37 protein-coding genes, 1 tRNA gene and 1 riboswitch are annotated in these 25305 nt (G+C 64.4%); of the genes, 18 read left to right on the top strand and 20 right to left on the bottom strand.

Going from position 1 to position 25305, the window contains the following annotated elements:
* Positions 1-254 precede the first annotated feature (254 nt).
* Both RW112_RS06110 and RW112_RS06105 read left to right on the top strand, forming a co-directional pair.
* Positions 255-1031, top strand: a complete 777-nt coding sequence (locus RW112_RS06110; protein ID WP_317780918.1) for a type 1 glutamine amidotransferase domain-containing protein — start codon at positions 255-257, stop codon at positions 1029-1031.
* Between the two features lie 300 nt (positions 1032-1331).
* Positions 1332-1640 carry a hypothetical protein gene (locus tag RW112_RS06105; RefSeq protein WP_317780917.1) on the top strand — a complete coding sequence of 103 codons (309 nt, stop codon included), beginning with the start codon at positions 1332-1334 and terminating at the stop codon, positions 1638-1640.
* A gap of 64 nt (positions 1641-1704) precedes the next feature.
* Here the strand turns inward: RW112_RS06105 and RW112_RS06100 are convergent, their stop codons facing one another.
* Positions 1705-2127, bottom strand: a complete 423-nt coding sequence (locus tag RW112_RS06100) for a hypothetical protein (RefSeq protein WP_317780916.1) — start codon at positions 2125-2127, stop codon at positions 1705-1707.
* A gap of 47 nt (positions 2128-2174) precedes the next feature.
* Here RW112_RS06100 and RW112_RS06095 point away from each other — a divergent pair, with 47 nt between their 5' ends.
* On the top strand, positions 2175-2723 hold the full coding sequence (locus RW112_RS06095; protein WP_317780915.1) for a hypothetical protein: 549 nt from the start codon (positions 2175-2177) through the stop codon (positions 2721-2723).
* Positions 2724-2835: 112 nt separating this feature from the next.
* Here the strand turns inward: RW112_RS06095 and RW112_RS06090 are convergent, their stop codons facing one another.
* The 13 genes from RW112_RS06090 to RW112_RS06030 all read right to left on the bottom strand — a co-directional run bounded on the left by RW112_RS06090 (position 2836) and on the right by RW112_RS06030 (position 8999).
* Entirely contained in the window at positions 2836-3000 is a 165-nt protein-coding gene (locus RW112_RS06090; RefSeq protein WP_317780914.1) for a hypothetical protein, read from the bottom strand.
* A gap of 14 nt (positions 3001-3014) precedes the next feature.
* A complete protein-coding gene (locus RW112_RS06085) occupies positions 3015-3194 on the bottom strand; it encodes a hypothetical protein (RefSeq protein ID WP_317780913.1) in 180 nt (59 codons plus the stop codon).
* A 249-nt stretch (positions 3195-3443) separates the two neighbouring features.
* Positions 3444-3788, bottom strand: coding sequence for a terminase (locus RW112_RS06080; protein WP_317780912.1), 345 nt, complete (start codon positions 3786-3788; stop codon positions 3444-3446).
* Between the two features lie 113 nt (positions 3789-3901).
* Positions 3902-4696: a hypothetical protein gene (locus RW112_RS06075; protein ID WP_317780911.1), complete on the bottom strand. Its 795-nt coding sequence runs from the start codon at positions 4694-4696 to the stop codon at positions 3902-3904.
* A gap of 11 nt (positions 4697-4707) precedes the next feature.
* On the bottom strand, positions 4708-4851 hold the full coding sequence (locus RW112_RS06070) for a hypothetical protein (RefSeq protein WP_317780909.1): 144 nt from the start codon (positions 4849-4851) through the stop codon (positions 4708-4710).
* The gene (locus RW112_RS06065; protein WP_317780908.1) at positions 4848-5081 is read right to left on the bottom strand and encodes a hypothetical protein; all 234 of its coding nucleotides are present in this window, start codon (positions 5079-5081) and stop codon (positions 4848-4850) included. Before RW112_RS06065 ends, RW112_RS06070 begins: the two co-directional genes overlap by 4 nt.
* A gap of 35 nt (positions 5082-5116) precedes the next feature.
* On the bottom strand, positions 5117-5311 hold the full coding sequence (locus RW112_RS06060) for a hypothetical protein (RefSeq protein WP_317780907.1): 195 nt from the start codon (positions 5309-5311) through the stop codon (positions 5117-5119).
* Positions 5308-5751, bottom strand: a complete 444-nt coding sequence (locus RW112_RS06055) for a hypothetical protein (RefSeq protein WP_317780906.1) — start codon at positions 5749-5751, stop codon at positions 5308-5310. Before RW112_RS06055 ends, RW112_RS06060 begins: the two co-directional genes overlap by 4 nt.
* Before the next feature lie 9 nt (positions 5752-5760).
* Positions 5761-6435 (bottom strand): hypothetical protein, encoded by a 675-nt coding sequence (locus RW112_RS06050; RefSeq protein ID WP_317780905.1) that lies wholly within the window; start codon positions 6433-6435, stop codon positions 5761-5763.
* A gap of 2 nt (positions 6436-6437) precedes the next feature.
* On the bottom strand, positions 6438-6863 hold the full coding sequence (locus RW112_RS06045; RefSeq protein WP_317780904.1) for a hypothetical protein: 426 nt from the start codon (positions 6861-6863) through the stop codon (positions 6438-6440).
* 229 nt (positions 6864-7092) lie between these two features.
* Positions 7093-8112, bottom strand: a complete 1020-nt coding sequence (locus tag RW112_RS06040; RefSeq protein ID WP_317780903.1) for an AAA family ATPase — start codon at positions 8110-8112, stop codon at positions 7093-7095.
* Between the two features lie 95 nt (positions 8113-8207).
* On the bottom strand, positions 8208-8561 hold the full coding sequence (locus tag RW112_RS06035) for a hypothetical protein (protein ID WP_317780902.1): 354 nt from the start codon (positions 8559-8561) through the stop codon (positions 8208-8210).
* Positions 8562-8795: 234 nt separating this feature from the next.
* On the bottom strand, positions 8796-8999 hold the full coding sequence (locus RW112_RS06030) for a DNA-binding protein (protein WP_317780901.1): 204 nt from the start codon (positions 8997-8999) through the stop codon (positions 8796-8798).
* A gap of 126 nt (positions 9000-9125) precedes the next feature.
* Between RW112_RS06030 and RW112_RS06025 the strand changes: the two genes are divergently transcribed.
* Positions 9126-9617 (top strand): hypothetical protein, encoded by a 492-nt coding sequence (locus RW112_RS06025; protein WP_317780900.1) that lies wholly within the window; start codon positions 9126-9128, stop codon positions 9615-9617.
* Positions 9604-10737: a tyrosine-type recombinase/integrase gene (locus RW112_RS06020; protein ID WP_317780899.1), complete on the top strand. Its 1134-nt coding sequence runs from the start codon at positions 9604-9606 to the stop codon at positions 10735-10737. The genes RW112_RS06025 and RW112_RS06020 overlap by 14 nt, the downstream gene beginning before the upstream one ends.
* A gap of 62 nt (positions 10738-10799) precedes the next feature.
* Here the strand turns inward: RW112_RS06020 and RW112_RS06015 are convergent.
* A tRNA-Ser gene (locus RW112_RS06015) sits at positions 10800-10889 on the bottom strand.
* A 105-nt stretch (positions 10890-10994) separates the two neighbouring features.
* Here RW112_RS06015 and RW112_RS06010 point away from each other — a divergent pair.
* Genes RW112_RS06010 through RW112_RS06000 form a run of 3 tightly spaced genes read left to right on the top strand, consistent with a single transcriptional unit; the run spans position 10995 to position 13617 of the window.
* Positions 10995-12035 (top strand): dehydrogenase, encoded by a 1041-nt coding sequence (locus RW112_RS06010; protein ID WP_317780898.1) that lies wholly within the window; start codon positions 10995-10997, stop codon positions 12033-12035.
* Between the two features lie 3 nt (positions 12036-12038).
* A complete protein-coding gene (locus tag RW112_RS06005; RefSeq protein ID WP_317780897.1) occupies positions 12039-12437 on the top strand; it encodes a 6-carboxytetrahydropterin synthase in 399 nt (132 codons plus the stop codon).
* Positions 12438-12444: 7 nt separating this feature from the next.
* Positions 12445-13617 carry a glycosyltransferase family 4 protein gene (locus tag RW112_RS06000; protein WP_317780896.1) on the top strand — a complete coding sequence of 391 codons (1173 nt, stop codon included), beginning with the start codon at positions 12445-12447 and terminating at the stop codon, positions 13615-13617.
* On the opposite strand, the gene tadA is transcribed toward RW112_RS06000, so the two are convergent.
* The gene (gene tadA / locus RW112_RS05995) at positions 13610-14116 is read right to left on the bottom strand and encodes a tRNA adenosine(34) deaminase TadA (protein ID WP_317780895.1); all 507 of its coding nucleotides are present in this window, start codon (positions 14114-14116) and stop codon (positions 13610-13612) included. The genes RW112_RS06000 and tadA overlap by 8 nt on opposite strands.
* Positions 14117-14225: 109 nt before the next feature.
* Here tadA and RW112_RS05990 point away from each other — a divergent pair, with 109 nt between their 5' ends.
* From RW112_RS05990 to RW112_RS05970, 5 genes are all read left to right on the top strand, one after another.
* Positions 14226-14957, top strand: coding sequence for a phosphatase PAP2 family protein (locus RW112_RS05990; protein WP_317781566.1), 732 nt, complete (start codon positions 14226-14228; stop codon positions 14955-14957).
* A gap of 12 nt (positions 14958-14969) precedes the next feature.
* Positions 14970-15605 carry a uracil phosphoribosyltransferase gene (upp, locus tag RW112_RS05985; RefSeq protein ID WP_018774274.1) on the top strand — a complete coding sequence of 212 codons (636 nt, stop codon included), beginning with the start codon at positions 14970-14972 and terminating at the stop codon, positions 15603-15605.
* Positions 15606-15682: 77 nt separating this feature from the next.
* On the top strand, positions 15683-16060 hold the full coding sequence (locus tag RW112_RS05980; RefSeq protein ID WP_317780894.1) for a glyoxalase superfamily protein: 378 nt from the start codon (positions 15683-15685) through the stop codon (positions 16058-16060).
* A 45-nt stretch (positions 16061-16105) separates the two neighbouring features.
* Entirely contained in the window at positions 16106-16810 is a 705-nt protein-coding gene (locus RW112_RS05975; protein WP_317780893.1) for an HAD-IA family hydrolase, read from the top strand.
* An 85-nt stretch (positions 16811-16895) separates the two neighbouring features.
* Entirely contained in the window at positions 16896-17264 is a 369-nt protein-coding gene (locus RW112_RS05970; RefSeq protein ID WP_317780892.1) for an STAS/SEC14 domain-containing protein, read from the top strand.
* A 22-nt stretch (positions 17265-17286) separates the two neighbouring features.
* Here RW112_RS05970 and RW112_RS05965 read toward each other — a convergent pair whose 3' ends face one another.
* The 4 genes from RW112_RS05965 to RW112_RS05950 form a co-directional block, all read right to left on the bottom strand.
* Entirely contained in the window at positions 17287-18192 is a 906-nt protein-coding gene (locus RW112_RS05965) for a glycosyltransferase (RefSeq protein ID WP_317780891.1), read from the bottom strand.
* 135 nt (positions 18193-18327) lie between these two features.
* Positions 18328-19110 (bottom strand): hypothetical protein, encoded by a 783-nt coding sequence (locus RW112_RS05960; RefSeq protein ID WP_317780890.1) that lies wholly within the window; start codon positions 19108-19110, stop codon positions 18328-18330.
* A riboswitch (cyclic di-AMP (ydaO/yuaA leader) is annotated at positions 19110-19297 on the bottom strand. It overlaps the preceding gene by 1 nt.
* Before the next feature lie 135 nt (positions 19298-19432).
* Positions 19433-20965 carry a HAMP domain-containing sensor histidine kinase gene (locus RW112_RS05955; protein WP_317780889.1) on the bottom strand — a complete coding sequence of 511 codons (1533 nt, stop codon included), beginning with the start codon at positions 20963-20965 and terminating at the stop codon, positions 19433-19435.
* A gap of 3 nt (positions 20966-20968) precedes the next feature.
* Complete coding sequence (locus RW112_RS05950; protein WP_043478189.1) at positions 20969-21709, bottom strand: response regulator transcription factor; 741 nt, start codon at positions 21707-21709, stop codon at positions 20969-20971.
* 130 nt (positions 21710-21839) lie between these two features.
* On the opposite strand from RW112_RS05950, the gene RW112_RS05945 reads away from it, so the two are divergent.
* The 5 genes from RW112_RS05945 to RW112_RS05925 all read left to right on the top strand — a co-directional run bounded on the left by RW112_RS05945 (position 21840) and on the right by RW112_RS05925 (position 25268).
* Positions 21840-22013 (top strand): hypothetical protein, encoded by a 174-nt coding sequence (locus RW112_RS05945; protein ID WP_317780888.1) that lies wholly within the window; start codon positions 21840-21842, stop codon positions 22011-22013.
* A 531-nt stretch (positions 22014-22544) separates the two neighbouring features.
* Complete coding sequence (locus RW112_RS05940) at positions 22545-23417, top strand: winged helix-turn-helix domain-containing protein (RefSeq protein ID WP_317780887.1); 873 nt, start codon at positions 22545-22547, stop codon at positions 23415-23417.
* 166 nt (positions 23418-23583) lie between these two features.
* Entirely contained in the window at positions 23584-23787 is a 204-nt protein-coding gene (locus RW112_RS05935; RefSeq protein WP_317780886.1) for a dodecin family protein, read from the top strand.
* A 57-nt stretch (positions 23788-23844) separates the two neighbouring features.
* The gene (locus RW112_RS05930) at positions 23845-24372 is read left to right on the top strand and encodes a SixA phosphatase family protein (RefSeq protein WP_305939736.1); all 528 of its coding nucleotides are present in this window, start codon (positions 23845-23847) and stop codon (positions 24370-24372) included.
* An 89-nt stretch (positions 24373-24461) separates the two neighbouring features.
* Positions 24462-25268, top strand: a complete 807-nt coding sequence (locus RW112_RS05925) for a hypothetical protein (protein ID WP_317780885.1) — start codon at positions 24462-24464, stop codon at positions 25266-25268.
* Positions 25269-25305: the final 37 nt, after the last annotated feature.

Here is a 25305-nt window from a genome sequence, read left to right as displayed (position 1 = left end):
CTGCGCTAACCAAGAGGTTGGGCGGGTAGCTTCGGTGCACCACTAGATGGAAGGTGTACCGAAATGACGATCACTGACTACTTCTCAGGCGTAGCCATCATGCTTGGATCCCTGATAGCCGCAGCGGGGCTATCAGCCGGGATCATCCGTGCGAGGTCCCACCACTAGGAATCCAGGCAAGAGGGGGCGGTGCTCCACCACTTACCGCCCACAAGGCGAGGCGTAGGGTGGAAGTCGGACGATAGGAGCATTTCATGAAGAAAATCCTCATGGTACTGACCAGCGTTTCCGAGATCGGCGATACCGGGGAGAAGACCGGCTACAACGTGGCTGAGGCGGCACATCCCTGGAAGGTCTTCAAGGATTCAGGGCATTTCGTCGACTTCGCGTCCATCCGGGGCGGCCAGCCCCCGCGCGACGAGGTGGACTCAGACGATCCCATCCAGGTTGCCTTTACGGAGGACGAGACCACGCGCGCCGGCCTCTACAACACTGCCCGCGTCGACGTCGTTGATCCCGAACAGTACGACGCCGTCTACCTTGTGGGGGGCCACGGCACCATGTGGGACTTCCCCGACAGCGAAGGCTTGCAGAACCTCGTAGCCAGTGTCTACAACGCCGGCGGCGTGGTGGGTGCTGTCTGCCACGGGCCGGCCGGGCTGCTGAACGTCGAGTTAGCCAACGGCTTTCGGCTGGTCGAGGGCAGGAAGGTCGCTGCCTTCACGAACGACGAGGAGGTTGCCGCAGGGAAGGACAAGGTCATCCCCTTCTTTTTGGCTGACCGACTTGAGGAACAGGGCGCGACCCACGTCTCCGCTGGTGTTTTTGAAGAGAAGGTCGTGGTCGACGACCGGCTGGTGACCGGCCAGAACCCGGCGTCAGCGGCCGGCGTGGCCAAGGAGATGGAGAAGCTCCTGGCAGAGGTCATCCACCAGGAAAAAGCCGAGGAGCAGCACGAGGCGGCGGCACTGCGCGCCGAGAAGGACGCAGAGAAGAACGCCAGGAAGGCCGCCGCGGAGGCGGAGCACTAACGCCCGCAGCGGGCTAGCTTCCGGGCAAAGCAGAGGCCCCGGGTTTTCATCGAAGAAAACCCGGGGCCTCGCTACGTGGCGGTGACGGTGGGATTTGAAACCTCTCCTGCGCCTTTGCTGGCAAGGAAAACCGCTAGATTACGCGGATTTAGGACTACATGGATAACCGCTAATCACACCTAGTGTGGGCAAAGTGTGGGCAAAATGTGGGCGGCGCGATTGTTGGGTCACCTCCGCCCGCTAGGCTAAGCGCATCCGCTGGGGATGCGCTCAACAAATACTGAAATTGGGGTCTCAATCATGAACACGTCTACCACCACTGCGCCTATGACAGTGCGCGAGCTAGGAGACATTGCCGCAGAGCGCGGCGTCAAGCTCTCGGAACTGCTGCCGCCGGCCGGTTTCACACTGGACACCTCCAGCACTGCCGACTACCTCACCTGGTCCGGGCCTGCCTTCGAGGGCAACGGGTGGAAGGTCACAAGCCACTGGACCGCCGATGAGGGCGTGACGTTCTACGTAGACGGCGACGGCGATAACGCGATTCCAGCAGTAGAAGCAGGGAAGATCGCCGCGGCCCTGGCGGAAGTAGCCGCGCTGGCCTGCTGAGAGCATCCTAAGTGCGTAGGATCCGCCCCGGCGCCCGTCATGGGTCCGGGGCTTTTCCATGCCGCTATTCGGGCAGGAATCCCGGGAGGCGCTTCCCCCACCTGACGGCGCGGAGCTCCGGCGGGCAACGGTGATACTCGATGATGTCCCACTCTGAGGCCGTGACGCGGCGAACGTTGGCCGCGGGAATCCATGCCCATTGCGTGTGCCCGTCGTCGTCTCGCCAAGACACTATGACGTGGTCGTGTCCCCAGCGCGCAGCTTCGCCGTAGACGTGGACCGTACCGCCCGCGGTGAGCGGGACGCCGGCTTCAACCTTGGGCCATTTGCCGTACTCCCACGAATGCACGTCTTCCGGTGCGCCCTCAAGCTTCGGCGCCAGATAGTCATACTCGACGCCGGCGAGGGTGAAAGTGGGCATGCCGTAAATATATCGGCCCCGCCGCGTGAGCATCTTGCCCACTGCCTCAACATCTATCTTCACCATGGGGCAGACAGTAGTGTCTGGGTAAGACAAATCATTTGGGGGGAAACATGAAAAAGGTTCTTGGCGCGGTTGCGCTTGCAGTGGTCCTACTAACTGGCTGCAGCAGTACGGAAACACAGCCAACCGCGGCATCTTCGGCGCCGTCATCTCCGACTCCTAGTCCGACCCCGAGTAAAACGCCGTCCGCCAGTAAAGCCGACTACGGGAGGGTGTTACTTAAGGTTCAGGCAGGCGTTGATGAGTACGTCAATGACTGGAAAAAATACACCTGTTCCAGTGGCTCTGTCGCCCAAGGTGATCCTCTGTGCTTCGCCATTGCCATGAGGGCGGAATCCGTGGCGAGCCTGGTTGGCATAAGCCTGAAAGGCGCGCAGCAGCCGAAGTCGCCCAGCTATATCGGTGCGCCGCCGAGTGAGTTAACAAAGGTCGTCCAAACGACGGTTGCGGCTTCGGATGAGGCAGTCAGTGCTGCCAAGGAATGGCGCGCCGCCAACTGCCCCAAAGATTACGCCTGCACAAACAAAACTCTGATGTTGGACATGGCAATGACCGATCTTCAGACCGAGATGAAGGCATGGGAACTGTATCTTAAGTAGTCCCTGCCACTCGAAACTGAGGCAACGATTTAGCACGGCCTTGCTATTTCCCGGTCCAAACACAAAAAGCGACCCCGGCGGCTCCTAAGAGATACCGGGGCCGCTTTGCTGGCTAGGATGCTCGGTGATGGCTCTTAGCCAGTTCCTCCACAGCCTTAGCCAAGTGCTCCACAGCACTGGCAAGCTGCGATACGCCCGGATCTTCCGCCTTGCCAAAAGCTGAGCGCGCCAGCTTCGCCGCCTTTTCCGCTTCCTCAGAAGCGCTCCAAAATGACATGGTTCCTCCCGCTTTCAGTCGTTCAATTCGCCTTTACGTGGCCCGGAACCTGCCACGGTGGCGTAAGCCCGTGCGAGTAGCTCAAGCGGCTCGGCGGCTCCGTTCGCCTTGGGCGCTGCCTCGGTGATCGCTTCAAGGAGTGCCGCCTTCGCTTTACTGGTGAGGTCTTCTATCGTCTTGGTTTCATCAGTCATATCGGGAGCCTATCTGTTCGGTTCGTTAGATCATGTCTTTGACTTCATCCCATGGCTGGTCAGGCACTTCGCCGCTCCAGTCGGGCAGGTCTTCCTCGCCGCCGGGAAGGTTTGCTGTAGCCCAGGATCGCCGCGCTTCATCCCACGCCCTCCACTGCTGATATTCGGACGCCCCGGGCCACTCCGAGTGCGTGAAGTCCAGCACTGATGCAGGGATGCCGGAGTCTGCCGTCTGCCGGGGCCGGCGTCTCACCTGATGCTCGAAACTGCCCGGACTCCGACGCGCTGCTGTGGCGTCCGGTTAGGGGCCTCTTCCTCTTCCAGCGGGATCCGCAGGGAGGCAACGAGTTTGGCGAGAGTGACGCGCTGCTGGCGGGCCTCTACAAGGGCAGGGTGAGCCCGCACGCCCTGCGGGGAAACGTTGGTGACGCCCTCTTCCCTGACGATCTTTTCCAGCTCGTCCAGGGCATCTACGGTGCGGGAAGCCTCCAAAAGGATGCTTAATTCGTGCTCTCCAAGCTCAAAATCCTCTGTTACAGAGCGCCATAACTTGCGCCCGCCGGCCTTCAAACCCGCCGGTAGCTTGTGTTTCATGCCCTGGTCCTTTCCATAGGCCGATTTATCCAGATCCCCGGAGAGAGACATTGCCTATCCCCAGCGGGGTTTCTGGGAGGGGCCAGGGGTGGCCCCTCCCTGGGTGTCAGGTGTCAGACGTGGATGGGCGCGCTGCCGTGAGCCCGCCCCCACGCCTTCTGGAAGGCACCGTCGTTAGCGGTGTCTCGTGCTGTCAGAGCCTTGGCGTAGGCTTCGGGGCGCTGCTTGGCTGTGGTGCGGGTGGCGAGGTCGATAGTTCCGCCCGCCTTGACGATGGCCCATGCGTTGGCCTTGCGTCCTACCTTCTCGATGGTGTCGAGGTCGAGGTCAGCGAGGCGGAAGGACGGATCGATGCTTGCGTTAGCGAAGCGTGTAAGGTCTGCGAGCCAGTACCAGCCGGGGAGTACCTTCTCGATGGTTTCGATGGCGGTCTTGGCCTGTACCCATGCTGCTGCTGCCTTGGTTCCCATTTGCAGGATCGTTTCGGAGTTTCCAAGTTCAACGTCTCCGAGGATGGCGTGGGCGGCGGTGAGGTCCTTTCCTGCCGCGTCTACTGCTTCCTTGAGGATTCCCACGAGAGTGTCGGCGTTTGCGGTCATGGCCTCGGCTACGCGGTTGTGGCCTGCGTTCTTGATGCCTTCCTGTAGGGCGCCGGAGTTGCTGAAGTTGCGGGCGGCGGTGAGGCCGCGGACTCGCTCGTCATCGAAGGGGTTGCGTCCGTCGAGGATGGCGTCGGCGGCCGCGTCGAATACGTCTTCTGCGGTCGGGGGGTTGATGCTTGCTACTGCGGTGGTGAGTGTTTCGAGGTCGGCGATGGCCTGGGCTACGGGCTTGGGGAGGTCGGCGCCGATGCTCTTAAGGACGGTGCAGACGGCGCGGATGGCGGCGGCTGAGTTGTTGCTGGTCATGGTGTTGCCTTTCAGTTGTTGAAGAGTTTGTTGAGGAAGTCCGGGATGGTTTCGGGGCTGGAGGTGGCGGGCTGTCCTGGTTCGGCTGCCGGCTGGTCTTCCGGGTCCGGGGCGAAGAGTTGGCGGATGAATTCGCGGTCGTCGTCGGTGGTCATTTCAGCTGCTCCTTTGCGGTGGCGCGGTGGGCGTCTACCGCGTCCGCGATCTGGTTTGCCAGGCGGAGCGCGTCAGCGAGGGGAAGGACGTTTTGGATTTGGCGGGTTTTGAAGATCACGACGGCGGGTTCCGGGGCTCCGTCGGGTGGGTTCAGAGTGGCGGGCTTTGCGTGAATGGTGGGCGCATCCTTGAGGTTGCGGTCGTAGTGCACTGCTGCGCTGGCGAACATTCGAGTTCCTTTCTGAGGGCTTGGGGCGGCGAGGGTCATTGGTTCTCTTGGCAGTGATGGGCCAGCATCCGGGACTCGGCGGAGGTTGCGCGGCGCCTCCAGTAATCCACCTGCTCTTGGAGGTGGTTGGCGCGTTCCCATAGGGCGGCTGCGGCTGCCGGGGCGTCCCAGCCGTCGAGCGTCCGGTCTGAATAGATGCCGGATGACGAAGACGCGGGGCGGATGGTCATGGCGTGGTGGCCTGCGTCGTGGTGGGCTGATTGGCTGCGTCCCAAGGAATGGCGCGGGGAATCGGATTCGGAGCTCCTGGGGCGGCCGGCGGCGGGGCGTCGAACGTCTGCGCGGGCTCCGGGATGACTACTGCCGGCGCGGGCGGCGCTGGAGCGACTACGGCAGGCTCGGGAAGTACAGCAGGCTCGGGCGCTTCCGGTACTACGGGGGCCACGGGTTCGACGTAGCTTGCCGGGGCGGTTGCCGTGGGCGTGGCGGGCTGGGTTGGTTCTGTCATGGCGGGCGCCTCCTGGGTCGGTGTGGGTGCTGCGGAAGTGGTGGTTGTGGTCAGTGCGGGTGCCGGGGCGTTGTCGGCGTTTGCCGTGGCGATGAGGCCGAATGCTGCGGCGGCGACGATGAGTGTTGCGGCTGCTCCGAGTGCTGCTGATTTGGTTTCCATGTCGGTTCCTTACCGGAGGAAATACGCGGTTGCGTAGATGTTGGCCTGGTTGGCTGTGGCGGCCGCCCATGTGTTGAATCCGGCGCGAGTGGCTACGCTGACCGTGACGACGTCGCCGCCGGTAAGCCCGGTGAGTGTGTGCTGGAACGGTGAGGCGAGCCCGACGCCTAGACCTGCGCCGGCTGCGGTGTAGAGCTCCCCACCGCTGATGCCTTGAATGACGGCCATGCAGTAGAGGTAGTCCGTGGTGGCGGTGCTGTTCTGGCCCATGGCTGTGGCCGTGGCGGTCACTACCGCTTCCGTGAATCCGTCCGGGACGGTCAAGGTAACGGTTGCCCGTACTGTTGAGGCCGTGGTGATCGCGTAGTTGTTCAAGCCATTGCTGGCGGTGCCGATCTGGACCGGGTTAGCGAGTGCATCGTTTTGGATGATGCCGGACTGTAGGGTCAGGGGGCCGTTGATGGCCAGGGCGCCGTTCACTTCCGAGTCACCATTGATGGTCAGCGGACCGTTGACCGTCTGCGAGCCTTCCACCACGATCCCGCCGGGAACTGCCTTGATGCCGGCCGTAGCGAGCTGGTTAGCGGCGGCGAGCTGCTGGACGGTGCGTTCAAGGTCCTTGAGTCTGCGGATTACGTAGTCTTCGCCGGGAAAATTTCCACCGGGCATGCCTGGCTGTGCCATGTCTATTTCTCCTGATTCGTGGGGGTGCTGGTGGGCTCGTCGCCCGGTTCGTAGATGGCGAGGCGACTCTCGGCCTCTAGGCAGCGATTCATCCAAGTGCGGGCTGACTGATGGGCGGTCTGGGCCTTTGCGAGGTACTGCTCCATAAGCCACTGCAATTCGTGCTTGGCGAACTGCTTAGCGAAGACGGTGGGCTTGTAGTCCTGAGGCGCGGTAGCGGCGGGGCCGATCGCGTCGGCAACCGGGATTCCCTCTTCCTGAAGGTCCCGTAACCAGAAGTTCGCCATTTTGCAGGCGTCATCTTCGGAGCCGTAACCGCCGTCCAGAATGATCGCAATGTCATAGCTTCCGAGTAGTGGATTCCAGACTGCGTGAACCTCTGGCTTACTTGGCCCTGACTCCCAAACGGTGATTGTTGGAGTGGTCAATTTATGGTCCTTTCGGTCTTCCTGACCCACTGGCCCCGTTCCTGTCCCCCCTATAGGGAGGGGGACAATGGAACAGGTGGGCAAACTAGGCTGTTCCCGGGTGTTCCCGAGGGTGTGGAACAGGTTTGTTCCTTTGTTTGGCGGGGATTTTCGGTGGGTGTTCCCGATGAGCCCGGGTTGGGTGGAACAGGTGTCTGGGGCTGGCCTGTTCCCGTCGGTGGGGAACAGTTCAGGAGGCAAGATGCAGTCCTTCCTGAAACCCGGTCTTCCGCCTGCGGAGCGCTTCAGATAGCGTCTCGGTCCTTGCGGATTCACCCACGGCCTTGAGTGCTTCAACTGCTTTGGCGCGGCCCGCTGAGGGGTCCAATCCCGCCTCGGCCAGGATCTCCATAACCCGTACGATCTTCGCGTCATAGGCGGCCTTGCGACCGGCGCCGTCTACTCTGTGATGCAGGTAAGGCGACGTGACCCGGTGGAGAACTAGAGTCTTCTCACCAACGGGCATGCGGTTCATCTCGCAATCAAGCCGGTACGTTGTGTCCTTGGTGACCTGGGAGAGCCGCCACACAGCATCCACGTCGCCGCCCTTGGCCGAACCGCCACGCTGGCCCTTGGTTTCGTCCTTGCCGGAATGATCGAGTCGGATAAGGGAGACGCCCTGCTGCTTGATCTTGTAGCCGGTGTGCCGGTAAAAGCGCAGCCAGGTGTTGTTCTCGTTCTCTTCGCCCTCGATAGCCCGTGAGATGGTGTCGATAACCGCTACTTCGCATTTGTAGGCGTCGATGGCAGCCATCAGGTCAAGGGCGCCCTGTTCAGTGTCGAGTGATCCCATGTTCGGGAATGACAGGTAGCAGAGGTTTTCCAGCTCGGTCGGCCCGTAGCCCATGGCCTTGAGTCGCTTCACAACGTCCTCTTTCGGGTCGTTCTCAAAGTCGACGTAAAGCGTCCGGTATTTCCTTGCCGGCGTCACCCCGAGCACTGGCTTGCGGGCGGCGATGGCTGCGGCTATTTCGAGCATCAGGAGGCTCTTGCCAGTCTTTGGCGGGCTGTACAAGGCGACCATTCGCCTTGCCGGGAGGATGGGCTCTACAATCCATTCCTGTTCGCTCTCGTCGTCCCACAGCTTCGCCCAATCGAGGGTCGGGAACACTCTGCGAACGGCGGCATCGTTCACTTCGGCCTGCGTGGCATCCTCTTCCGCTCGCCCCGTCCAGTAGTCCTCCGGCGGCTGGGCGTAGTCTTCATTCACTCAATGGCCTCGAATTCTCGGAGATACGTCGGGTCGTTGGCGGCGAGCCAGCCCAGGAACTCCCATCGCTGATACGTGGCTACGCTGATCATTTGTCAGGCCTGCGGGCTCTCTGCTCTGGCCGTCTGCGTGGCCTGAAGGAGTGCCGCGGCGAGGTCGATGGCTTCTGCCGGCGTAAGGTTCGCGTAGTTCGGCGGCTGGTGGTCTGCCATCCAGACATCTACCGAGTGGCTAGCCGTGGTGGCGTCCCAGGCAGGCGTCAGGATCCAGCGACCGTTGATGATTTCCGGCCCGATCCAGCGGTGCGAGGATTTCGGCGCCAGGGTGTAGCCGGTGGGCGGCATTGGGATTGGGCTGAGCATTTCCAGCAGTTCCGATGGCTGCATGCCCATTGCTTCCGCCATTTCTGCAAGCTCTCGCACGGTGGCCGGGTACTTGGTAGTATTCATGGTGAATCTCCTAGGAATGGGTTGGTTCTGAGGCCGTGACGGACTTTGGCGAGACGTCGCGGTCTTTTTCTGTCTTCAGGGACACCTTGCACGCCTTTGCCGGCGTGATCCCCTGGGCCTTATAAGGGTTCCTTGCGGATACCGCTGCATCGTTCAGCGGCCCCTCGTGACTGGTGCCATGCCAATAGCCGCTTTCCCAAGCGCCGGCAAGATCCGCCTCTGTGTAGCGAGCGCTCACGCCGTGGCCCTCTCACTTGTGCACTGCATGGTGTTGGCTGCCAGCCATGCGTTCACGTCGGTCATGCTGTAGCGAACCGCCTTGGCTCCGAGCTTGATGAACTTGGGGCCGATTCCCCGGTATCGCATTTGAGCGAGGGCGCCCGTGGTGGTGCCGAGATATTTAGCTAGTGCCACCGGGGGAACAAGTTTCTCTGTCACGATGTACCTCCATTCCTAGTAGCCTGACCTCCATCTTTTGCAGGTCTGTAATCAGAGTAGGTGTTTTGTGACCATGTGTCAACTAATGGAGGTGCACCTTCATCTTTTGTATGCGACACTGTTGTCATGGCAGGACAGAAGATCGAACTCGGGCCGACAGGCCGAACAGTTGCGGACAATGTGAAACGCGTTAGAGGTAGCCGTTCGCTCAACTACGCAGATCTATCGCGCAAGCTGACCGAACTGGGCAGACCTATCTCGCCTTTGGCGGTCCGTCGTATTGAAGAAGGGGGGCGTCGTGTCGATGTGGACGACCTCTTGGCATTTGCCGTTGCTCTGGGCGTTCCTCCGAATAGCCTCTTGTTGCCGCACGAGGATCCGTCTCCGGAGCCATCGGCGACGGCTGTTGGTGACGCTGCGTTCCTTGACGTTTGGTCGTGGGCGGATGGCAACAGTGGTCCTATCGGGTACGACGACGATTACCACGGTCGGGTGATTTCGCGCCCGGTGCGTCCAGCCGGCGCAGAAACTACTAGCGCCGCGGATTTGCTGAAAAACATTCAGGAAATGGCTGCCAATTTGGCGGCTGCCGAGGCGGCCCGTCGTGGCAACGATTGAGCCCTATGAGACGTCGGCGGGCAAGCGATACCGTGTCCGCTATCGGAAGCCTGACCGGACGCAAACGGATAAGCGGGGCTTCAAGACCAAGCGTGATGCGGAGTTGTTCCTAGCCTCTGTTGAGGTTTCTAAGGCCCGTGGAGAGTTCATCGACGCTACGGCGGCGCGGGCGCTGGTAGGGCCTCTGGGTGCCGCCTGGCTGGCTCGGCAGACGCACCTAAAGCCCTCGTCATTCCGTCCGGTGGAATCCGCGTGGCGGAATCATGTTTTGCCCGCGTGGGGTCACGTGGCCGTGGCTGATGTGCAGAAGACTGCGGTTCAACAGTGGGTGTCTGAAATGTCTATGGGGGATCCGAAGGCAATGCCGCCGCGGAAGCCCAAGGGCGCGACTCTCGTTATCCGGGCCTATGGGGTGCTTGCCGCCATCTTGGACGATGCCGTGAGTGACAGGCGGACCATGACCAATCCGGCGCGAGGCGTAACGCTGCCCCGCAAGGTGAAGAAGCCTCACGTCTACCTGAGTCACGATCAGGTGCACGAGCTGGCGGCCGCGAGTAAGTACCCCACGCTGGTTCTAGTCCTGGCTTATTGCGGGCTGCGCTGGGGCGAAGCGACGGGGCTGCGGGTGAAGCACCTGGATATGCTGCGGCGTCGGTTCCTGATTGAAGAGAACGCTGTCCAGGTTGGCTCTGTGATTGAAGTTGGCACGCCGAAGAATCACAAGAAGCGGACGGTGCCCTTCCCGCGGTTCCTAGGGGAGCAGTTGGCGCGGCAATGCGAGGGCAAGGGGCGTGATGACCTGGTGTTCCCTGGCGAGAACGGGCACCACCTGAGGCTTGCCCGGGTACATGACGACAACATGAGTTGGTTCGCCGGCGCGGTGAAGCGGTCCGGTGTTCCTAGAATCACTCCGCACGACTTGAGGCACTCAGCCGCGAGCTTTGCCGTATCGGCCGGAGCGAACGTCAAGGCTGTCCAAAAGATGCTCGGTCACAGCTCGGCCGCGATGACGTTGGACGTTTACGCTGATCTGTTTGACGGGGATCTGGACTCGGTTTCGGACGCTCTAGATAACGCTGTATCTCTGGCGAGTGTGGGCAAAATGTGGGCAAACACCTGATCCCAGACAAAGCAAAAGGCCCTGCTTCCCTTGAAAACAAAGGGAAGCAGGGCCTCGCTCATTGGCGGTGACGGTGGGATTTGAACCCACGTTGGCTTTTACACCAAACAACATTTCGAGTGTTGCACCTTCGGCCGCTCGGACACGTCACCAACCTGAATAGGTTACCGGAGCAAGGGTCGCATCCCCAAAACGAGGGCGCGCCGGGAACGAATGTCTTCCGCGGACACGGCGCGGGGACTAGATTCGTAAGCAAGATGACCAATTCCCAGCAGCACTCCCACTCCGGTTCCAAAGCCCAGGCCCACGCCAGGGCCTATTGGACCGTCGGCCACGAAAAAGGCGAGCTCCGCACAGAGGAGCTGTCCGCGCCGGGTCCCGGCGAAGCCTTGGTCCGTGCCCTGTACTCGGGTATCAGCAAGGGAACCGAGACGGTGGTCCACTGCGGCCACGTGCCGCCCAGGGTCGCGGAGCAAATGCGGGCACCTCTCCAGGAGGGCTCGTTCCCGTCCCCGGTGAAGTTCGGCTACCTGTCCGTGGGAATCGTGGAGGAAGGCCCCGCGGACTGGGTGGGCCGCACGGTGTTCTGCCTGCATCCGCACCAAGACCGCTACATCGTTCCGGTCGAGTCCCTGACTGTGGTTCCCGAGAACGTCCCGGCCCGTCGGGCTGTCCTCACCGGAACCGTCGAAACCGCCGTCAACGCGCTGTGGGAAGCCGGACCGCGCCTGGGCGACCGCGTTGCAGTGGTGGGCGCCGGGCTCGTCGGCGGCATGGTGGCCACCCTTCTGCGGACGTTCCCGCTGCAACGCCTCCAGCTGATCGACGTCGATCCCGCGAAGCGCGCCTTCGCCGACGCCCTCGGCGTCGAGTTCAGCCGCCCCGACGACGCCCTCGCCGACTGCGACATCGTCATCCACTGTTCAGCATCCCAGGAAGGGCTCGAACGCAGCCTGCAGCTGGTGGGCGACGAAGGGGACGTCATCGAGATGTCCTGGTACGCCGACCGCAAAGTCACCATCCCGCTGGGGGAGGACTTCCACGCCCGCCGGCTTTCCATCCGCGCCAGCCAGGTGGGCGTGGTGGCCCGAGCCCGCCGCCACCGCCGGACCAACGCCGACCGCCTCGCGCTCGCTGTGTCCCTGCTCAGCGATCCCGTCTACGACACGTTCCTGACGGGGACGTCCCCCTTTGCGGAACTTCCCGCCGTCGTCCACGAACTGGCCCAGGGCCGGCGCGACGCACTCTGCCACGTCATCGAGTACCCATCCGAAACCGCCGCCGAAGACAAGAGGTAACCGTTGTTCAGCCTGACCGTCCGCCGCCACTTCATGATTGCCCACAGCCTTTCCCGGGAAGCCTTCGGGCCCGCCCAGGGCCTGCACGGGGCCACCTTCGTGGCGGAGGTGACCTTCCGCCGTCGGACGCTGAACGACGACGCCATCGTCCTGGACATCGGCGCCGCCGGTGGGCTCATCGAAGAAGTACTGGCGGGCCTGAACTACAAGAACCTGGACGAGCACCCTGACTTTGCCGGGAAGTTAAGTACCACCGAGGCACTGGCGCAGTACATCGCCGAGGCCGTGGCAGCCAAGGTCCGCAGCGGCGTGGACGGCCGGGAGCTGGCCGGACTGGCCGTCACCCTCCGGGAGAACCCGGACGCCTGGGCGTCGTTCTCACTCGACTTCGACGCCGAGTAGCGCGGCAGTGCCTGAGCCCGGAGCGGCAAGCCCGGCGGTCCGGCTGATCGTGCCGGGCAATGTGCGGCACAACTCCGGGGGAAACGCATACAACGCAGCCCTGGCCCGCGGGCTCACCGGACTCGGGGCAGCGGTGGACATCCTCCCCGTTGACGGCCACTGGCCGGTGGGCAGCGAGGAAGAACGACGTCGGCTGACCGGGGTGCTGCTTGAAGGTGGCCCCGAAGGGGCGGCCGGCGAACCGGTGGCCATCGTGGACGGCCTGGTGGCGCTGGGCGCGCCGCACGCTTTGGAAGAGGCCGCTGCGGCCGGGAAGCAGGCCTGGATCTTGGTGCACATGACCCTCCCGGAGCACCCGGACCTGGAGGGGCGTGCCCTGGCCGCCGCTGCAGGCGTCATCTGCACCAGTTCGACGGCGGCCGCCGAGCTCCGGTCCCGGCACGGTTCAGCGCCGAACGGTTCAGCGCCGAACGGTTCAGCGCCGAACGGTTCAGCGCCGAACGGTTCAGCCCCGATCCACGTAGCGCTGCCCGGCACCTCTGCCGCTCCACTGGCGGCAGGCTCCAGCCCGCCCCACGTGGTGGCCGTGGCAGCCCTGCTGCCGAACAAGGACCAGCTCCTGCTGCTGGAGGCACTCGCCGGGATTAGGGATCTGCGCTGGACCGCCGCCCTGGTGGGCTCCGACTCCGCGGATCCGGCGTACGCGGACGCCGTCCTCGGCGCGATCATCCGGCTGGGGCTGGCAGGCCGGGTCTCCGTTCGCGGGGAGCTCACCGGGCAGGCCCTCGAGGCGGAGTGGGACCGCGCGGATCTCAGCCTGCTGATTTCGCGGGCAGAAGCTTACGGAATGGTGGTCACCGAGTCCCTGGCCCGCGGAATCCCGGTGGTGGTGCGGGCCGGCACCGGCGCCGTCGAGGCGCTCGCAGCCGGATCGCCTGGCCGGTCAGAAGCTCCCGACGGCGGTGCAGCTGCCGACGGCGGTGCGGAACCCGCCCTGCCGGGCGCCGCCGTCGTGCTGGGCACGGACCCTGCGCCGCTGGAAGCTGCACTGCGCACCTGGCTTACCGACCCGGAGCTTCGCTCACGCTGGCGCGAAGCGGCCCAGGCTGCAAGGAAACGGCTGCCCGGCTGGGACGCCACGGCCAGGACAGTGCTGGACGCCATCGCAGCGGCTAGCTGACCTGCCGGTGTCCAGCGAAGAAATCCCGGAGCAGCGTGGCACACTCCTGCTCACGGACTCCGGCGTAAACCTCCACCCAGTGGTTGAGGCGGCGCTCGCGAAGAATGTCGAACACCGAGCCGGCGGCCCCTGCCTTCTCGTCCCACGCCCCGAAGACCACACGAGGAATCCGGGCCAGGACAATGGCTCCGGCGCACATGGCGCACGGCTCCAGGGTCACCACAAGGGTGCAGTCCGCCAGCCTCCAGCCGTCACCGGGCGTACCGCCCCGGGCACCGATTTCCTGCAGCCGGGCGGCCGCCTCACGGATCGCCACCATTTCGGCGTGCGCGGTGGGGTCGCCGTGCGCCTCCCGTTCGTTCCTCCCGGTTCCCAGGACATCGCCGTCGGGACCGATGACGACGGCGCCGATCGGCACGTCCTCGGTGCCCAGCGCCCGCCGCGCTTCCGCGAGGGCAAGGCCCATCCACTGGGCATGGCGCGGCTCCGGGGAAGTCATGGCTCAATGATAGTTTCGAAGATACGGCAGGCGCAGGCGACGGATGAGCGTGGGAGACGACGTGAAGACCTTTACTGACCACTTCAACGATCGGTGGAAGCGGTGGGTCATGCCCTACGCGGCCCTCTGGATCACCATGCTGGTTGGCGGCGTGATCGTTGTGACCCTGGCGTTCCTGGGCGCCGAAGTCTACGACGACGTAGTGGACGAGGCCGGACTGGCCAACCTCGACAAGCCCGCGCTGGCGCTGTCAGAGGACCTGAGGACCCCGTGGCTGAATTCCGCCGTCACTGCCTTCACCAACGTTGGCGGCGGGATCGGCATGCCGATCGTCGGCAGCGTCCTGACGGCGTGGCTGACGTTCGCAGGACGCACCTGGCGCCCCCTTATCCTGGTGGGCGGCGCAGCGGCCGCTTCGGTCAGCGCCACCACGTTCGGCAAGAAGCTCGTTGGCCGCACCCGCCCCGACCATACAGACGCTGTGCCGCCCTACGAAGATTCGCCGTCGTTCCCCAGCGGCCATACGCTCAACACCACCGTAGTGATCGGGCTGGTGGTCTACCTGGCCTGCCTGCAGATCCAGCGGACCGTTGCACGGGTGTCCATGATCACGGCTGGCTCCCTGTTCATCATTGCCATGGGGCTGAGCAGGGTGTTCCTAGGCCATCACTGGCTGACCGATGTGATCGCCGGGTGGCTCCTGGGCCTCGCCTGGGTGGGCATAGTGATCCTGGCCCACAGGCTCTTCCACCACATCCGGCACCGCGAGCACGCAGGACCCGCGCCGACGTTCGACCACCCGGTACTCCGGGAGGAACCGGGTGCGCACCGCGGCGGGTGATAGTTTTGACGCATGCGCACACTCGTCGTGGACCACCCGCTGGTCGCTCACAAGCTCACCGTACTGCGGGACAAAAACACCCCCTCCCCGGTCTTCCGGCAACTCACCGAGGAGCTTGTCACGCTCCTTGCCTATGAGGCCACCCGGGACGTCCGCACCGAGCCCGTCACCATCGAAACTCCCGTCAGCACAACAGTGGGCACCGCGTTCACCAAGCCCACGCCGCTGGTGGTTCCCATCCTCCGCGCAGGTCTGGGCATGCTCGAGGGCATGACCAAGCTCGTGCCCACGGCCGAGGTCGGCTTCCTGGGGATGGCCCGTGACGAGGAAACCCTGGACATCATCACCTACGCCGAGCGCCTCCCCGAGGACCTCACGGACCGGCAGATCTTCGTCCTGGATCCTATGCTCGCCACCGGCGGCACGCTGCGCGAAGCCATCAAGTTCCTCTTCAAGCGGGGTGCCTCGGACGTGACATGCATCTGCCTCCTGGCCGCACCCGAGGGACTGGCCAAGCTGGAGGAGGAGCTCTCCGAGGCCAACGTGACCATCGTCCTGGCGTCCATTGACGAGAAGCTCAACGAGAAGTCCTATATCGTGCCCGGGCTCGGCGACGCCGGCGACCGCCTTTACGGCATCGCCGGCTAGTTTCCGGCTGATTCCTTAAGGCGCGGGGAGGCGGGTGTCTCTTCCCGTTTCCGGCGGCCGCAGCTAGCCTGTGGCCCATGGACTGGAAACTTGAACTGGTGTTTGTCCCTGTGTCCGATGTGGACCGTGCCAAGGATTTTTACGTCAACAAGGTGGGTTTCAATGCCGACTTTGACGAGCGGCCCGTGGAGGGCATCCGATTCGTCCAGCTGACCCCACCGGGCTCGGCATGTTCCATAGCCATCGGCGAGGGCCTCACCGATGCCCCTCCCGGTTCGGCCCCCAACCTTCAGGTGGTGGTGGGCGACATCCACGCGGCACACCAACAGCTGAAGGAAAACGGAGTGGACGTCAGCGACATCGACATCCAGGACTGGGGGCACTTCGTTCACTTCGCCGATCCCGACGGCAACAAGTGGGCAGTCCAGTACCTGCCCAACCGCCCGAACGGCTAAGTCACACAATCCACCGCTGCCGCCAGGTGGGGGAGGATGTTAGGCATGAGCTTTCATCCCGACGCCACCGCCCCGGCCGCCCGCGCTTCATCCGCGGCCACCCTGACCGTGCGCGCAGTACTGTTCGACATGGACGGAACGCTGGTTGATTCCACGGCGATTGTGGAGCAGGTGTGGGGCGAATTCGCGGCCCGCTACGGCCTGGATATCGCCGAGATCCTCCGCACCTCGCACGGGGTGCAGGCGGGGGATACGGTGCGGCGGTTTGCGCCTCCAGGCACTGACGTTGTGGCCTTGACCGCCGAACTCGGCGCCATGGAGCGGGTTCGCACCGAAGGAATTGTCGCCCTGCCGGGCGCAGCTGAACTGCTGCGCAGCCTCCCGACGGATGCCGTGGCGCTGGTGACTTCGGCGGACCGGATCCTGGCGGATATCCGGATGGGTGCCGCGGGCCTGGCCATGCCTGCCACCGCCGTCACGGCCGACCTTGTCACCCGGGGCAAGCCGCACCCGGAAGGCTACCTCCGTGCCGCCGAACTGCTCGGCGTGGACCCGGCCGATGCTGTGGTCTTTGAGGACGCCCCCGCAGGGATTGCCGCCGGACTTGCCGCCGGGATCCGGACCGTTGCCATCGGGCCCAACACCGGTCCGTTGCCGGACGGCGTTCTGCACCTGGCCGATTACTCCGCGGTGTCCGTGGCAGTGGATGTGGATGACGCCGGAGCCAGGGCGATCCGCTTCCAGTTCTGAAGGCAAAACCGCTTTTCGGTGGTCCGGCACTGCCTGGTCACGTACGCTCAGGAGGGACGGATGACTCTATCTTTGGGGGGATAGGATGACCGAGATTCCAATTGACGGCGCCAGGGGCACCGTGGAACTGCGACACGGCGTTTTACATGTGCGGTGGATTCCAGACCTGGCCATCTGCGAGGAAGCGGCTGTGGCCGTCATGTCGGCCGTCAACGAGCTGAGCCGCGGGCGTTCGTTTCCGATGCTGGTGGACATGGCTGCGACGGCGTCCATGAGCCGCGGTGCCAGGCGTGTTTTTGCCCGTCCCAGTACGGTGGCAAAGGTGGCGCTCCTCGGGTCATCCCCGGTGGACCGCGCAATCGCCAACTTCTTCCTCGGTCTTCATGCTCCGGCGGCTCCGACGCGGTACTTCACCTGCGCGAAGGAAGCCATACGGTGGCTTAAGGACGCTTAGGCGCTAAAACCAGCGATTGCGTTCACCGGGCCAGTCCCGAGCGAAGCGCCGCTACGGGAATGCGGCCGCCGGCCAGGTCCCGGATGAGGCGGACGATGCCGCGCAGGTCGGCGAGGGCCGTCTGGACAAGGTCCACGCCGGCGTCGGCAGCGCTTGCCCAGTCCACCGGGACCTCGTGCACACGGAGTCCGCATCTTTCGGCAAGGACAAGGAGTTCGGTGTCGAAGAACCACTCATCGTCGGCGGTGTACGGAAGAATGTGCCGGCCAACATCTGCGCGGATGGCCTTGAAACCGCATTGCGCATCGCTGAAACGTGCTCCCATCAGCACATGGAGGAGAAGGTTGTAGCTGCGGGAAATGAACGCCCGCCAGCGTCCGCGGACCACGCGGGACGTCCGCGCCAGCCGGGTTCCAACCGCCACATCTGAATGTCCGGAAAGGAGCGGTGCCACCAGCGGAGCGAGCGCGGCGAGGTCGGTGGAAAGATTCACGTCCATGTAGGCCAGCACGGGTGAAGGCGAGTCCAGCCACACAGTGCGTAGGGCGTTTCCCCGGCCCTTGGCGGATAGCCGGACCACAGTGACTTCACGGAGTTCCCGGGCCACACGCTCGGCTGCCTGGAGGGTGCCGTCGGTGCTGGCATTGTCCGCCACGGTAATCCGGAAGGGGTACGGAAAGGTGGCGAGCAGGTAGGCGTGCAGCCGCCGCAACGACGGCTCCACATCCTGTTGCTCGTTGAACACCGGGATGACAACATCCAGGACCGGGACGTCGGTTCCTGCTGCTGCCATGACCCGCGTGTCAATAGGGGCCCGGCGGATGCGTCCCGGCCCGGGAAGCAGCGGTGCGCTTCCGTGCGAGGCATCGACGGCGGCCCGCGGGTGCGGGTGCGGCAGGGGTCCCGTGGCCTGGTGTGTGAGCGTCATGGTTCAACTATGGGGCCGCCGCATATGAAGGATTTAGGCCAAAGCTGTGCACCTGCTGTGGAGTCGCCGGAGGCCCCGAATCCACATGGATTCGAGGCCTCCGGTGCAACGGGACAAGCTGTCTGGCGGGCCGGCTTAGTACCAGTTGTTGGCGTAGTGGAAGTTCAGGGCATCGCAGGGGGAGCCGTACCGTTCCTTGATGTAGTTCAGGCCCCAGTTGATCTGCGTGCGGAAGTTGGTGCGGTAGTCCGCCCCGGCGCTGGCCATCTTTTCGGCCGGCAGGGACTGGACAACGCCGTACGCGCCGCTGCTGGGATTGGTCGCCGTGGTCTTCCAGTCGGATTCCTTGGTCCACAGCGTGACCAGGCACTGCATCTGGTCGGCAGCCCAGCCGTAGCTTCCGAGCTGCGAAGCGGCATATGCCTGGGCCGCTGCGGGGTCGTCAACTGCAACGGGCGGTGCCGGGGCGGGCGCGGGTTCGGGAGCCGCAGCAGGGGCAGGCGCAGGCGCGGCTGCCTCCGGGGCGGCCTCCGGAGCCTTCTGCTCTGACGTCTTTTCCCCGGACGACTGCGGAGTCACGCTGACGGAGGCCGGGGCGGGCATGGCGGAAACCAGGATCTTTTCGAACGCGAGCTTCGACTCGGTATCGGCCGAAGTTGATGCGCTTTCAGCACCTGTGGCCGATGTTGAGGGCGCTGCGGGCTCGGAAGCCTGGCCGGCGGCGCCGACTCCGATCAGTACGGCGCAGGCCGTGGCCACTACTGCGGCCCGGCGGCCGGTCCCCTGCAGGCCGGCAGTGAACCGGGACAACGGGGTTGCCCTGGGGGCCGGTTCGGCGCGGTGGCGTGACCGTGCCGCAGGCGATGCGGAGTTGGCGGAAACGGTCTCAGGGCATACTTCTGGCGTGGATTCAGTCATGGTTGCCTCTCGATGCCGGCGGAGTTAGCTGTCGGGTTCGGATGAGGTCACACCCGGCCGCACGGAACTTCACGTGTCGGCTTCACCCCAAGGGCCGCTGCTGCAGCATGCCCGGAGACCTGGGTCCCCCGCCTCTGCCTGATCATGAGGAAATCCGGGTAGCGGCAGAGTTTGGCGTCCATCCGGATATGCGGCCCGAACGATGGCCGCACCCTAAAAACCGTACAGGAGTTCGGTGCTTAAGTCACGTTTCGGTAACGAGGATCACGCCTGCGGCGCGTTGACTTGCGCTGGAACTGACCGCGCAGTGGTGCCGGCGGGACTAGGCGGCCGCCGGCTCGCCAGGGAGGCGCAACGCGAATTCGGTGCGGCCCGGGCGGGAGTTCACCTCCACGGTGCCGCCGTGTGCCTCCACGATCGACTGCACAATCGACAGGCCAAGTCCGCTGGTTCCCTCGGCGGCCGCGGCGCCGGCAGCACCAGGGGCCGACGCCGCTCCGGCCGGGCTGGTGCGCGCGGCGTCCGCCCGGGCAAACCTGGCGAAGACCCGGTCCACGAATTCCGGCGGGATCCCGGCCCCGTTGTCCGTCACGGTCAGCACGGCACTGCCGTCGGCTGACCTCATCACCCCGGTGACCACCGTGGTCCCCGGGTCCGTGTGTTTGCGGGCGTTGGAGAGGAGGTTGGCCAGCACCTGGTGCAGCTGTTTGGCGTCCCCGCGGACCACCACGGGCTCGTCGGGCAGTTCGAGCTGCCAGATGCGGTCCGGTGCCATGACCTTCTCGTCGCTGACGGTTTCCACCGCCAGCTGCGTCAGGTCCACGTCGCTGATCTTGAGCGGCTGGCCTTCGTCCAGCCGGGCCAGGAGCAGGAGATCCTCTACAAGGGTGGTCATCCGTTCGGACTGGCTTTGCACCCGGGCCAGGGACTTCTTGCCGTCCGGGGTGAAGTCCTCGGTCATCCGCATGAGTTCCGTGTAGCCGCGGATGGCGGTGAGCGGCGTGCGCAGTTCGTGCGATGCGTCGGCCACGAACTGGCGCACCTTGGTCTCGCTCTGCTGCCGTGCCTCGAGGGCTTTGGCGACGTTGTCCAGCATGAGGTTCAGTGCGTGGCCCACGCTGCCCACTTCAGTTCCGGGATGGGCGTTCGACGGCGGCACGCGCACCGCAAGTGCCACCTCGCCGGCGTCGAGTGGCAGCTGGGAAACCTGCGTGGCCACTTCGGAAAGCTGTTCGAGCGGTTTCATGGTCCGGCGGATCAGCACCGTTCCTGCCATGCCGATCAGCACCAGCCCGCCGAGGGAAACGAAGACAAAGGTCCACACCAGTGAGCTGAGCGTGTTCTGCTTTTCGGCGAGGGGGAGGCCGGTGACGATCACATCTCCATACGGAGCCTCCACCGCCACCAGGCGGTAGGACCCGGTGGACAGGGTCCGGTCAACGGGTACTCCGTCGTGTCCGAGCGCCAAGAGGACCTGGTCATCCGCGGGGGACAGGGATGCGCGGGTAGCGTCACTGGCCAGGAAGCCGGAACTGCTGACGTTTCCGTCGTCGATGCGGGCGAACAGGGTGCCGATGCCCTGGCCCCGTGCATCCAGGGGATCGGGCCTGTTGCTGGGGTTGCCCTGCGGCGGACGGCCGAAGTCACTGGAACGCCGGGATGCCTCCGTGAGTTGCCTGTCCAGCTGCTGCGTCAGGAACGAATCCATGGAGGCGTAGCTGAAGAGACCCACCGCCCCGCAAATGGCAACAAGCAGTGCCATGGCCACCAGGACCAGGCGGGTGCGCAGGTGCCAGGTCGAAGGATCAAGCCAGCGGCGGCGGTCGCGGCGGATTTCACCCGAGAGTGTGGGCACTGCTCAATCCGCCGGTTTGATGACGTAGCCCGCGCCGCGGACGGTGTGGATCATGGGCGGGTGCGTGGCATCCACCTTCTTGCGCAGGTAGGAAATGTAGAGTTCCACGATGTTGGCCTGGCCGCCGAAGTCGTAGTCCCACACGCGGTCCAGGATCTGGGCCTTGCTGACCACGCGCTTGGGGTTTTCCATGAGGTAGCGGAGGAGTTCGAACTGGGTGGCCGTGAGCTGGAGTTCCTCTCCGGCCCGGGTGACTTCGCGGGTGTCGATATTGAGCACGAGGTCGCCCACCACCAGTTCTGCGGTGTCCATGGCGGCCACTCCGGAGCGCTGGACCAGCCGGTGCAGGCGGAGGAGCACTTCTTCCATGCTGAAGGGCTTGGTGACATAGTCGTCCCCGCCGGCCGCCAGGCCGAGGATGCGGTCCTGGACGGCGTCCTTCGCCGTCAGGAAGAGCGCAGGCACCTCCGGCGCGAAGGCGCGGATCCTGGTGAGCAGCTCAACGCCGTCGAACCCGGGGAGCATCACGTCCAGTACCAGGACATCCGGGCGGAACTCCTTGGCCAGTTTCACGGCTTCGGGGCCGTCCGCTGCGACAGCAACGGACCAGCCTGCCATGCGCAGGCCCATGCTCATGAGCTCCGAGAGGCTTGGTTCGTCGTCAACCACCAGGGCGCGGATGGGGGAGCCGTCCGGATGGGTGAGCTGGGGAAGGTTGTTAGTCATGGAGTGCGAAGTGGCCATGGGACAACTCTCCGATCTGCGGTTTAGCCGGCGCTATGGGGATCCTGTGCGCCGGCTGTGAATCCCAGCCTAGCGAGCTGGACGCCCCGGCGGGCCCTTCCCGGCAGCTGGAGAGGTCACAGTTGTCCTGGTGGGCGGAGCCGGTGCGGGAATGTACGCCCTGGCGTCCGGCTCCGCGGCGGCCGGCGGTAGTGCCAACGCCGATGCCGGCGCTTTGCAGGAAACGTTGCCGGGTGCCCGCGGCGGCGCGCAGGCCGAGTCCGTCCAGCTGGTGGCGGCGGTGCTGGCGGGTCAGTCCAACTGAGCCGGCCGGGCCGCGGGGGTGGAAATTTTTCCGTGAAGTCCAGGCCGGGGCTGGACATGTGCCATAAGCGGGTACCGGCATTTCAGCAATTCCGTACCCGCTGAATTTTTGCCCCGAAAAACCGCAGTTTGAGAAAGAATATTCGGTGATGAGGAAATTCTGATCGATCGTTCTGAAAAACACCTGTTATTTTATTGGCATTTGAGAATCGTGATTTGGGCCACAATGCGGGATTTCGTCTCACGATGCGGACGATAGCGTCCATTGTTACTTGCAAGTTTTCATTGTTACGTTGCACACTTCAATTGTGAACAAGAACTCAACAGCACCTGCAGCCGCAGAATCCTGGACCAGCCCACCTGCTGGCGAAGACATGCGCTGTTGTCGAATGCACGCCTAACTTTCCTACCCCGAGAAGTTTTTAGGCATTCGCCCCTAGCCCAGCGTCGGGCGCCCCTCCCCAGATCTCATTGCGGGGAAAGACAGCATTCGAGCCGCGATGACGGCCATTCACATTGAGGTAAGCATTCCATGTCAGTTGCATCTGGATACGTCCACATCTCCGTCCGAAACGCCAACAAAGGCGGCCAGCCGTCCGGTCTCCGCCAGGGATTCGGTGCCCGCCCGGCGTTTGCCCCGGCAGCCCCCGGCAACAGCTTCCCGGCCCCCGGCTACGCGCCGCAGGGCTACAACCCGAACTCCTACGGCCAGCTCCGCGCCGTTCCCGCCGCCGAGTCCGCACCGCAGACGGCACCCACCCCCGTGATTGCACCGGCCAACGGCAGCGCCGTCCGCCCCGTCGCGAACGAAAATGTTGCCCGTGGATTTGTCCTCTACATGGGCATTGATGAGGAAACCGCAGCAGCAGCCGGTACCTCCATTGCCAAGCTCGCCCAGGAAATCCGCGCTTACGCACAGTCCCTCGTCTCCGGTGCGGAGAGCTACGCTGCCGTGGCCGTTGCGCCTGCCAGCACCCCGGGTTCCGCGCTCGACGTCGTGCGGTCCACCTTCGGCGACCCCACCGTCAACTCCCGCCAGCGCACAGAAACCGCCCGCCTGCCCCAGCCGCAGGATCCACGGCCGTCGGGCGTCCTCATCGATCTGGCCCGCCGCGAAGTGCACCTCGACGGCGAATCCCTGAACCTCACGTTCAAGGAGTTCGAACTCCTCAACTACCTCGTGGAAAACGGCACCCGCACCGTTGGCCGCGACGAGCTGCTCGAAGGCCTGTGGCGCAACGCCGAAGAAGTTCCCAACGAGCGCACCATCGACGTCCACATCCGCCGCCTCCGCTCCAAGCTGGGCCGCCTCGCCAACACCGTCCGTACGGTCCGTGGCCAGGGGTACCGGTTCTACGAGCACCCGGAGGTTGTGGTCTGGGCCGCTCCGGAATACTCCATCTAGTCTTAGCTCCGCGCAAAAGCGCCCGTTCCCTTCCGGGGCGGGCGCTTTCGCTTTCGCGGCACGATCCCTCGGCGTATGTGCCTCCGCGGCTTAGTTCCTATGGCCCTGTTGGCTTCCTGCGGGGCGGCGTAGGCTCTGAGCGTCCATCCGACCATCAGGAGGAGCTATGTCTGTTGCACGTATTACCACCCTGAGCGCCAACTCGAAGACCTCGTTTGATGCTGCCATCAAAGAGGGGATTGACCGGGCCAATAAGACGTTGCGAAACGTCACCGGAGCGTGGGTGAAGGAACAGAAAGTCGAAATCGCGGACGGCGCCGTGGTCGCCTGGCACGTTGTGCTGGAAGTGACCTTCGTGCTGGACGACTGACCCCGGTGCAGGGCGGCCGTGGCCCGGTGGCCGGGGCCGCCGCACTAGGATTGGTGCATGAGCGAGCATCACATCAGGCGGCTGGTCCTCATGCGGCACTCCAAGGCCGATTGGCCCGGGGGAGTGCCGGACCACGAGCGGCCGCTGGAAGAGCGCGGCCACCGCGAGGCGCCCCTCGCCGGCAAATGGCTGCGCAAACACGGAGTCGTTCCGGACTTCATTCTCTGTTCCAGTGCCCTCCGGACCCGGCAGACGTGCACATGGGTGTGCGCGGAACTGGGCGACCAGGCCCCGACGCCGAAACTGGAGGACGGCCTCTACGGCGCGTCCGCGCTGCGCATGCTGACGGTGATCAACCATGTCCCGGACACCGTGACCACCCTGATGGTGATTTCCCATATGCCCGGAGTGCAGGACCTTGCCATGCACCTGGCGTCACGCGATTCCAACCATGACGCCTACATGGACGCCGCCACGAGGTTTCCCACCAGCGGCCTGACCGTTCTGGAAACCGAAAAGACCTGGGCTGAGCTGGACGGCCAGGATGCCCGGCTCACGCACTTCAAGGTGCCGCGGGCGCACTAGCGGCTTTCCCGCCGTCTTCATGGTCAGCGCGGGGTTTGTGATGTTTACTGGAGATATTCGTCAGCGGCCCAGGTTAGAAGGAGATCATTGTGGACTCAGGACAGCTTGTGGGGATCATTATCGGCGTTGTTGTGGTGGTTGCAATCATCGCAGCGGTGCTGTTCTTCAACCGGCGGCGAAAAGTGGAGGCGGACAGGAAGCGCGCCGCGGAAATGCGTGAAAAAGCCAAGGCAGACGAGCTTGGAGCGCGGGACCGCGAGGCCAAAGCCGCCCGTGCCGAGGCCGATGCCAAACAGGCCGAGGTTGAGGCGGAACGGCTGCGGCGGGACGCCCGTGAGAAGCAAGCGGAAGCCGAACGCGTGAGGGCTGCGTCGCAGGAGCAGCTCCGCAAAGCCGATGAGGTTGACCCGGACGTCGTCACCGCCGAGCAGCACGACGCCGACCGGCGCCACGCCGAGCATGCCGCCGACCGCCACGACGCCGACCGGCACGACGCCGACCGGCGCGTTGAGACCGCTCCTGCCCAGCCGCTGACGCGTGCAGAAGCCGGAACCCGCGGACGCGGGGACAACGTTCCGGCTGCCGCCGCCCCCGGGACAGCCGAAACCCGCACTCCTGAAGCGCGCATCCCTGAACCCCACACCCCTGCAACCCGCACTGCACAACCCGGTACGACGGAACCGGGCTCAACCCGGCAGCACGACGAAACCGGCCGTGACGCCTCCGAACGCACCGATGCTGAACGCACAGCTGCTGAACGCACAGCTGCTGAACGCGCTGCTTCCGAACGCGAGGCTGCTGAGCGTGCTGCTGCCCAGCGCGACGCCGCCAAGCGTGACGCCGGTCCTGGTCGCGGCGCGGACGGGGCTCCCGGAGAGCGCCCGCGGAACCTCTGAGCCAGCGTCCACTGACGCGCAAGCCCTGAACCGGCAG

This window comes from Arthrobacter sp. B10-11 (assembly GCF_033142195.1).
Classification (GTDB): Bacteria; Actinomycetota; Actinomycetes; order Actinomycetales; family Micrococcaceae; genus Arthrobacter; species Arthrobacter oryzae_C.
This window is presented reverse-complemented; position numbering and strand designations above follow the sequence as displayed.